General features: G+C 53.6%; 9 protein-coding genes. All 9 read left to right on the top strand.

Going from position 1 to position 8,723, the window contains the following annotated elements:
* The coding region (locus GSQ94_RS18470) for a PD-(D/E)XK nuclease family protein (protein WP_216843138.1) at positions 1–825 on the top strand (825 nt) is incomplete at its 5' end.
* Between the two features lie 506 nt (positions 826–1,331).
* The gene (locus tag GSQ94_RS18465) at positions 1,332–1,892 is read left to right on the top strand and encodes a hypothetical protein (protein ID WP_158945330.1); all 561 of its coding nucleotides are present in this window, start codon (positions 1,332–1,334) and stop codon (positions 1,890–1,892) included.
* Between the two features lie 250 nt (positions 1,893–2,142).
* Complete coding sequence (locus GSQ94_RS21180) at positions 2,143–2,301, top strand: hypothetical protein (protein WP_216843137.1); 159 nt, start codon at positions 2,143–2,145, stop codon at positions 2,299–2,301.
* 148 nt (positions 2,302–2,449) lie between these two features.
* On the top strand, positions 2,450–3,103 hold the full coding sequence (locus tag GSQ94_RS21945) for an SEC-C metal-binding domain-containing protein (protein WP_371417562.1): 654 nt from the start codon (positions 2,450–2,452) through the stop codon (positions 3,101–3,103).
* A gap of 162 nt (positions 3,104–3,265) precedes the next feature.
* On the top strand, positions 3,266–3,994 hold the full coding sequence (locus GSQ94_RS18460; protein ID WP_254063978.1) for an HAD-IA family hydrolase: 729 nt from the start codon (positions 3,266–3,268) through the stop codon (positions 3,992–3,994).
* Between the two features lie 470 nt (positions 3,995–4,464).
* Positions 4,465–4,896, top strand: coding sequence for a hypothetical protein (locus GSQ94_RS18455; protein WP_158945329.1), 432 nt, complete (start codon positions 4,465–4,467; stop codon positions 4,894–4,896).
* A gap of 1,673 nt (positions 4,897–6,569) precedes the next feature.
* The gene (locus GSQ94_RS18450; protein ID WP_216843136.1) at positions 6,570–6,812 is read left to right on the top strand and encodes an acyltransferase; all 243 of its coding nucleotides are present in this window, start codon (positions 6,570–6,572) and stop codon (positions 6,810–6,812) included.
* 50 nt (positions 6,813–6,862) lie between these two features.
* Positions 6,863–7,723: an acyltransferase gene (locus tag GSQ94_RS18445; RefSeq protein WP_158945328.1), complete on the top strand. Its 861-nt coding sequence runs from the start codon at positions 6,863–6,865 to the stop codon at positions 7,721–7,723.
* The gene (locus GSQ94_RS21940; RefSeq protein ID WP_158945327.1) at positions 7,702–8,112 is read left to right on the top strand and encodes a DDE-type integrase/transposase/recombinase; all 411 of its coding nucleotides are present in this window, start codon (positions 7,702–7,704) and stop codon (positions 8,110–8,112) included. The genes GSQ94_RS18445 and GSQ94_RS21940 overlap by 22 nt, the downstream gene beginning before the upstream one ends.
* Positions 8,113–8,723: the final 611 nt, after the last annotated feature.

The following is an 8,723-nucleotide window of genomic DNA, read 5'->3' as shown; positions in this document are numbered from 1 at the left end:
GGGGCCCTCTATCCCGAGAAGAGCCAGTGGCGCACGCCAGAGAGCTACCCGCCTCTAGAAGTACAGGGCTCGGCAACCGTCCTAGACTTTCCGCCCGATAGAGAAGATGCTGTATCCGTCCGCCCTGGAATGCATAAGACCGTCGCGGGCAATCGGGTTTTCTGGTTCGATCCGAAAGTACTTCCCTTGGCCACGCAGACACTGCCCGGGCTACAACGTGACGTGATGCTAGATGGCACGGAGACTCAGCGCCAAGCGGGCCTCTTGGAATGGAATCAATGGCAGAATATTCGCGCGGCCTTGATCGCAACGGCAAGCAAGCCTACCGTGAAGACGGTGCTAGCGAGCAACTCCCGCGGCACGCCCGAAACGGGCAAGATTGAATTCCAAGTGATTGCCGTTGAATGCGAGGGACCGCGTCCGTCCACCCGCAAGTTCGGTCGCCTGGTGCACGCCCTCTTGGAATCTTGGGACGCAACTGCAGCGGATCGCCTCGCCGAATTCCACGGCCGACGCATAGGCGCCACGGAACACGAAGTTGCTTCAGCAATCGTCGTCGCCCGGGCAGCCATGCAGCATCCGCTCCTCAACCCGACGCGAGCCGTCAAGATTCACCGCGAATATCCAATTCTTCTAACTCTGACGAGCGGCGAAGTCGTGGAAGGCGTGATCGATTTGGCGTGGTCCGATGGTGAATCCTGGACCGTTATAGACTTCAAAACAGGAAGATCCGAACAGAAGTACAAATCGCAGGTGCAGCTCTACGCACTCGCGCTTCAGCGAGCCACAGGTCTACCCGCTCGAGCCATCCTGCTCGAACTGTGACCCGTCAACCCGCAAATGCTTCGGTAGCCTGAATGACTACACGTCTACAAAGGGCAACGCGGTCCGTTCCCGGGATTTGTCCTACGGCCTGAGGAAGGACGACATTCCGTCGTTACGGTTAGAGTGGTGGTATGGCTATTGAGAGAACCCGGGATGACTTCCCGGCCAAAATTAAGAGGGCGCTCGCCTACAGAGTGTCTCTCCAATGCTCCAATCCGCTGTGTAAATTGCCCACCGCCGCTGCTCACTCGGCACCGGACGAGTTCAACTGCACTGGCGAAGCCGCCCACATAACTGCAGCGAGTCCTGGTGGCCCTAGGTACGATCCGACACTTAGCCAGACGGAACGCTGTTCTGCATCCAACGGTATTTGGCTTTGCAGATCATGCGCGCGCATCATAGACACGGATGAAGGACGCTTTCCTCCATCGCTTCTCCGCTGCTGGAAGCAAGAGGCTGAGGCGTCACTCCTAGCGACACTTAAATTGACCCCGGAAAGTCCGGTCGTGCAGTCAGATTTCACGCTCGAGACGCCGTTCGAGTTGCATCGAGAAGTGAATATTAGATTTGGCTTCTCGTTTCTCGTGCCTGAGCACTGGAACCGCTGGAATCCCCAAAACGGCGATGGAGCAAAGTTTGCGCACCCTGACGACGAGGAGATCGAAATCCGGGGCTGGGGTGGATACGGAATCCTTCACGACACCCTGGAGAGTTCGGTTGAATGGTATATGGACGTTCTTCGAAAAGACGGCTACTTCGAACTGATCAGCCTTTCCGACGTAACGCGCTCTGTATGCAACATTGTTGAAAGCGATGAGGACAAAGAGCTTGTACAGCAGGGGATCAAGGCCGTTCGCATGGTATACCGCAGCGGCAAATGCAGCTATCTACATGTGAAAACCCGCGTTAGCGGGACTGAGTTCGACGTGCGCTGTCAAGTGCCGTCAGAACGATACGCTGAGTTTCGCTCGCTGTTTGTACACTCAACTCAAAGCCTGCGCATCCTTGGCACGACAATGGCAGCACACGCGAAGAACATTCCAACACCGCAGGAACTGGCGAGGTGATTGAGCCGCGGCAAATGCGCGAACGATTTGGTAACGAGTCAAATCCCGAATTGCGCGCTATTCCGAGGGAAGGTTAAACAATGCAAATTCTAGGCAGGGGACGCTTGTTGCACTTGCAATTCAGGTCTTTCCTACAGAAAACCCATAGAGCGATTCTCTAACACGAACAAGTGCAGAATCATTCGTGGTACGGGACGCTAGCGGCCACGAGGCTAGTGTGCGTGTTTCGCACCATGGTGACCACCGTTTCTTGGAGACACACCGCGACAGTGTGAAGACCGATAATCTTGGCCGGCTGCCGATGTGTCATCACGTCACGGCGGCGCCCGTCCCGCAGCCGTATCGCCCCGTTCCGGTCCATCGTGGTCATGCAGTCAGCGCGGCGTGGGCGGGCAAGCCCCAGCTCTGATGCTAACCGCAGATTATCCGTAGTTCTCTCCGGCGGACCCGCCAGCAGGCGGGCTGACGGTATCTGCTTGGAGAGGCTTCTTGAAACCGTTTGCGGATGACGCAGCAGCTCGATCGATCCTTTGCGATATGGAGGACGAGCGCACGCTATGGATATCGGAAGGCACCATCCGCCCGTCGAATCGAACGCCCAGCACTGGGCGCACCCGTTGCTTGTGAACATGGATGTATCTTGCGAGGTCATGCTATGCATTCAGGAGGATGCGATGCCGCGCGCCTATCTAATCACTCCTAGATTTCAACCGTACTACGCGGACACCTTGATACACCCGCACCCACGAGGAGACCAGTTTTTGTTGTACGAGGGTCGACCGCTTCCGGGTCTCTGTGTCTTCTCCAGCGCCGAGATGGTATTTACCGATGCTGCGAACTTCTGCACGCAGTTCCTTGATCAACTGACACAGTACGTTGCGAAGCACTTGATATGGCTTCGAACTCGACGTCTGTGCCGTCGCATTGCAAACACAACTAGTGTTCTCTACCAACCACTGCCAGGTGAAACAATCCTTGAGCAACCGCCGCGACGACAGGTGGTTCAATGGCCGACGGGCCCTGTTCAGGCCATCGACTTCTGGTCTGGGTATTGGCCGGGAAAGGGCGCAAGGGCGATGACCCCTGCAGAACACCTGCGTCAAATTAGGTCGAATCAGAGTTGCTGGTGTGGCTTGAACAAGAAGTACGGCGACTGTCATAAGGCCGTAGACCTTCTGCTTGTCAACCGAACAGCCGACAACAACCCCTGATAAGTCTTAGCGGAAGCGATCTTCGAACTCCGGGATTCCAGTGCCGTAAAACTGCAGTGAATTATCGGAAAACGATTGATTACAAAAGGCCGATATTCCGGGATTTGAGTGCAGCGGACACTTGCGGAAATCTGGATGTGCAATTTGCGCGTTAGGGAACGCATGAGCCCAGGACTGGCCCTGTATGGGACAATGCGAGCTATGGTGAACGACGCTCCAAATGACATAACCCTGTATGTGCGCGGCGCGCTCTTTGACATGGATGGGGTGCTCGTTGATTCGACCGCCTCGGACGAGCGATGCTGGTTGCGCTGGGCGCAGCTTCACGGCATGGAGGGTAGTTTCTCAATTCATTCCACACACGGAAGACGCGCTGTCGATACAGTTCGTGCGCTTCGGCCCGATCTTGATCCCTATGTTGAGCTGAAGCGGCTGGAGGACTTTGATGCGGAAGACCCGAGCGGAACCTCCGCGCTGCCCGGTGCCGCAGCACTTCTTGCAGCGCTTCCAACGTGCTCCTGGGCGATTGTCACTTCCGCTCCTGGGCGATTGGCGAAGACCAGACTTCAGTTTGCAGGGATTAGCCTGCCTCACAATCTTATTAGCGCTGACGATGTATCCCGTGGCAAGCCCGATCCGGAGCCGTACGAACTGGGCGCCATGAAGCTGGGTCTGGAACCATCGGAGTGTCTGGTCATCGAGGATAGCCCGGCTGGAATCAAGGCAGGCAAGGCCGCGGGTTGCAAGACGCTTGCGGTGTTGTCCTCCCACCAGATCGACGCCTTGGTGGAGGCGGATTGGATCGTTCCATCGTTAGATCACGTCTTTGCCATCCCAGCAGATGACGGGATGATTGCGATCCATTGCAATCATGCGCGCTGCTTCCCGTAGACACCGCCGCTATTTTCAAAGAGGCCGATAAAATACTTGACAGAAATTCGGGAGCATGGGAGCTTAGGCAGGCTTATGTACAACAGCCTTCAGGTACGTGCAAAGTTGAGTAATGATCGTTACGCTGCCTGAACCACTGTGGCATCTCTCTCAGGCTCACTCACACAAGCTAAGCTCTCTGACCTGTTGCTGTGAAAGGAATGTTCATGTTGAACTGTGCTTCGAATCTCTTTTGGAATCATGCCTTGGTTTGATATCCGTCATGGCTTCCCCGAAGCTCCCAAGTTGTGTGTTACTAACCTCGCTACAGCTGGCTCGATCATTTCAACTCCTCAAGTACCACCGCCAAAGGGGAAAGGTCTTTTATGAGAAGTAGACACCCGATCTTATTCGTCGTTCTAATCGCGAATATCTGCACCAGCTACGCCGAACTCGCCCAGGTAACCTCTAGGCACACTGTGCCGAAGCCAGTGCAAAAAGACGAGACTGTGCAAGCCACGCTGCTCAACGCTACAGAGGGGTATGCCATTACGGATGACCGGATATTTTACACAACCACACTTGGACGAAATTGGACTGATATAACCCCAAAAGAAGCGAATGGCGATCTGATGACAACCACCTTTGTTTCGCCGACCGAGGGGATTGCATATTTTAGTAGTGCAAAAGACGGGAGCGGCGCTGCGTCTGTCGATGTGTTCCACACCTCTGACAGGGGCGTCTCATGGTCGCGACTCAGTTCATTATCGGAAGGCCAAGCACTAAGCCACTTTGGCGGCCAACTAAATAGTTTCTTTCTGGATGAACAACATGGTTGGCTGGTCGCGCTTCAGTCATCCAGCACGGCTTTCAGTTTTCGGACTTATTCAGCACTTCGGACGGTGGGCAGAGCTGGCGCTTAGTATCTTCTCCGCCTGTATATGGTCAGCTCAAATTCATCTCACCGACACTAGGTTTTGTCCTCGGCGGTTTTTCAGATAGCGAACTATACCGTACGTCTGACGGGGGGAAGAGGTGGAGCAGAATTGAATTTGCAGAAGAGGCAACTATGAATCGAGAAGCTCTAGTCTGTCTATCGTTGCCTAAATTTGACAACGAGCTGCAAGGAAGTTTAGTTTTGGCGGTCGTCAGGACTGGGTCAAACACTACAACCATTACCTACGGAACGACCGACCGGGGAGTTACGTGGGCCAAAGTAGGTAGTCGCAGTTGGGTTACTTCAATAACGCCTAAAGCGGGCACGAATTCTCGCGATCCACTAATGGTACAGGTGCAAGCCGGCGCAAATTTGTATACAACTCACGTAGCCGGATCTGCAAAGATATTTGCTTTGCCAAAGAAGCTAATCAATCCCTCAGTTTTAGGGGCCTCGTTTACGGATGCCCAGACTGGGTGGATTGTAGTCCGAAGCACCTCCTGCGCGGCGGCGGGAGTTGAATGTACACAGTCCGACGCTCTAATGTTGACCACAGATGCGGGAGCAACATACTCAGACGTCACCCCGATTAAGCCCTCCTCGCCGAAAGCTGCGGGCCAGAGTGTAGCCTCACCAGACGTAATAGTGCCGATCTATTCTGCTCAAGCTGCATACATGGCTTGGGATCAACAGGTCGTGCCTTCTTACGCCCAACGCTGCGAGATCATCACTGAGCTGCCGCGAACGTGTTTGGTCGACGGGCATTATGCTACAGGTCTCTTCCCGTCGCGATCTGCCGCCAAAGCGAACGTGCAGACGCTTTTCGGGGCATGGGAATATCTATCGAACGGCGGTCTACGATGTACGATCAAGAATAACTTCTTGAGCATAATTCTGAATTGATTAGACTTAAAATTTCAGCTAGCCGGCCAGGAAAAAATCGTGAGACCTCTGAACCTCAAATCTGGGGATTCGATCACAATAAGGTTGGAAAAATACCAGCCGGTAGGTTTCTTTGGCGAAGTGCTATCAATCAGCAATGACCGATCTCATGTCTTAGTGAAGGTTCAAGGCTTGCTCGGCGATATACCCAACACCACCTCTAAAGGGACATGCGATTTAGCATGGATCACTGATGACCAATATTCGTTGGAAGCACAAGGGCAAAGTCGCTCCCCGGTATTCGTTAAACAAGTGCATGGATGGTGAGAAGGTATTGGCATTCCTGCGCGACATTTGAGGATAAGAGCAATGTCTGCCTCTTACTTGCTACAAAGAACCTCATCTCCACGAGTGCAGATCCGCTTGCCTCAAGCTCAAAGATGAGAGTCAGTCACGACGAAAACGAGGCGCATAATCTGGCAACGGATAGTCGCTATTCGAGACAGGGCTTGTCGGCGTGAAGAACGTCAGTGTGACGTTGACGGCGAACCAAACAAATCGGTCGAGTGCCTGGTCAGCGGAGGCAGGAATTCGTCAGCCGCGTGTTACATCCAAGAGCCTTGCAGCCCGAGGGTTCTTACTAAGGAGTAACTGACGGCATGCCAAAAACCCAACCGCTGACTATCCCTCACGAACCATCAACGTCAAAATCGTACGATAAGCTCTACTCTGCTTAGTCCCGTATAGTTGCTTTCGAGATGACTTTGACCACCGGGAGTGCCAAAATCAACGTACTACGTCACACTTGATGGCCTGCGTGCAATCGCTGTCATCATGGTGTTCTTTCAACATTATGGGGCTGGTCACGCCTTCATCTTTGGCTGGGGATGGACCGGAGTCGATATTTTCTTTGTTCTATCTGGCTTCCTCATCACCGGAATTCTGTATGACAGCCAAAGCAAGGTCCACCGGTACAGGGATTTCTATATACGGCGTACCCTCAGAATCTTTCCGCTGTAGTACTTCATATGGGCTGTGGTCCTACTCCTTGCTCCGTTCGCACATTGGCAATGGAACTTTCGCTGGGCGCTCTGGCCTGGTTATTTTGGCAACTATGCCCGCTTCTTCTTCCTCCATCAGCCCGGCGACCATACCGCTTCGACAAGCTCACGTTTGGCGCTCCGGTCAGCTCTTGGTTCGGATACCCCTTTCACCTCTACATCGGGCATTTCTGGTCGCTCTGTGCTGAAGAACAGTTCTATGTGATCTGGCCGTTTGTCGTATATCAAGTGCGCAAGCGGGAGACTCTGGTCAAAATTTGCCTCGCGGTGATCGTCCTAAATCCGATCGCGAGAGCCGTGCTGAGCGTAGTGCTGTCGCCACAGCTTCTCCGGATGGAGCTGTTCTATCGGAGTCTTCCTACCCGCCTTGATGCTCTGCTTATCGGCGGTCTCGTTGCCCTATTGATGAGAGGTCCCGAGGAGGCTATGGTGCGTCGGCTTCGGCGCCCTCTGCTCATCGTTTCCAGCGTCCTCTTTGTTGCGCTCTATTTTGTCTTCACCAAAGTGCTCGCACTCACCTTGGAAGGGTCTGCTTCAAACTGGATTGGTGTATTCGGCTTCACAGTGATCGATTTGTTTGCTGCTGCGCTAATCCTCGAATGCATTCATCCCGGAAGCGTCCTCGGCGCTGTGCTCAGCTGGAAGCCACTGCGTGCCGTGGGAATGATCAGCTATGGCTTTTACGTTTACCACGATTTGTTGCATGATCTTTACTCAGATCTTGCTCATCGAATTTCTGCCCGGTATGCTCGGCGATTGAAGCGACGAGAGGGACGGCTGGGCGACCACTGGCATTTGGATGAGTCTTCATTCGAATCAACGGCCAACAGCGGTATTTGTGGCGCGCAGTGGATCAGGACGGCGACGTGATCGACATTCTGGTCCAGCCGCATCGTGATCAGCGCGCCGCAGAGCGATTTCTTCGAAAACTCTTGCGTGGCCAGGGTTCGGAACCACTGCAGATCATTACCGACAAATTGAGAAGCTACTCCGCTGCCATGCGAAGCATCTTCAGCAATGTGACTCACAGGGTGGAGCGGTACGCCAACAATCGCGTCGAAGCCTCGCATCAGCCGACGCGCCAACGGGAACGGCAAATGCGCCGATTTAAATCTGCCAGGCACGCACAACGTTTTCTCTCCCTCCATGATGCCGTCCGAAATCTGTTCCGAGTGGGCCGACACTTATTGAAGTCTAGCAATCACCGGCTCCTGCGATCGCGGTCATTCGCGGTCTGGCGGGAAGTGACCGCGGCCTAAGCGAGCGCAAGACCCGCAGCGTTCCCAACTCAGAATGTCCCTCAACGTCTTAAGTTGACAATGCCCGCCTGGCTCCATCCAGCCCGTCATCTCCATCAATCAGGATGGTGAACGTCAACTCGAGCTTTCCGTTCTGCAACAGGGAGAGGACGACCCGTTGGACATCCTGAATTCAAAACAGGTCTTGGAGATCGACCATTTCTGACAAACGAGCAAGCTGCTGAAAATAAGCGTCTTGCTCTTCTGCGACATGAAAACGATGAAACTTTCACGTTAGGTGCAAATGTGAGCCGAAACTTTCATTCTATCCGGGTATTTACTTTCATCGAAACCAGACGTTCGCGTCGCAAGTTGTTGAATCCAAGGACGTGGAACTTTCACTTTAGACGTCACCGCACATTTTTTGTGCGTTGCCAGCAAAAATGAAAGTCGAAGCCATTTCGATGAAAGTCCGAAGCGTCAAAATGAAAGTCTGCTAACCGATTCTTTATGAACCATATAGGGGATGCGACGTTCGCGTCGTGGCCCTTGCATTTGAACGAAACGCGTGAAATGTAACATTGCGTTAATATTTCTGTCCCCGTTCATGCAAGCCTGTTGGTAGGAGTGAC

The organism is Granulicella sp. S190, assembly GCF_009766095.1.
Lineage (GTDB): Bacteria > Acidobacteriota > Terriglobia > Terriglobales > Acidobacteriaceae > Edaphobacter.
Note: the sequence above shows the minus strand (reverse complement) of the source record. Positions and strands in the feature narration are given on the sequence as shown.

What these genes read in the sequence shown, in the direction of transcription:
- GSQ94_RS21945 (WP_371417562.1), top strand. Translation starts at nt 2,450, where the DNA reads ATGGATATCGGAAGGCACCATCCGCCCGTCGAATCGAACGCCCAGCAC.
- GSQ94_RS18460 (WP_254063978.1), top strand. Translation starts at nt 3,266, where the DNA reads ATGAGCCCAGGACTGGCCCTGTATGGGACAATGCGAGCTATGGTGAAC.
- GSQ94_RS18445 (WP_158945328.1), top strand. Translation starts at nt 6,863, where the DNA reads ATGGAACTTTCGCTGGGCGCTCTGGCCTGGTTATTTTGGCAACTATGC.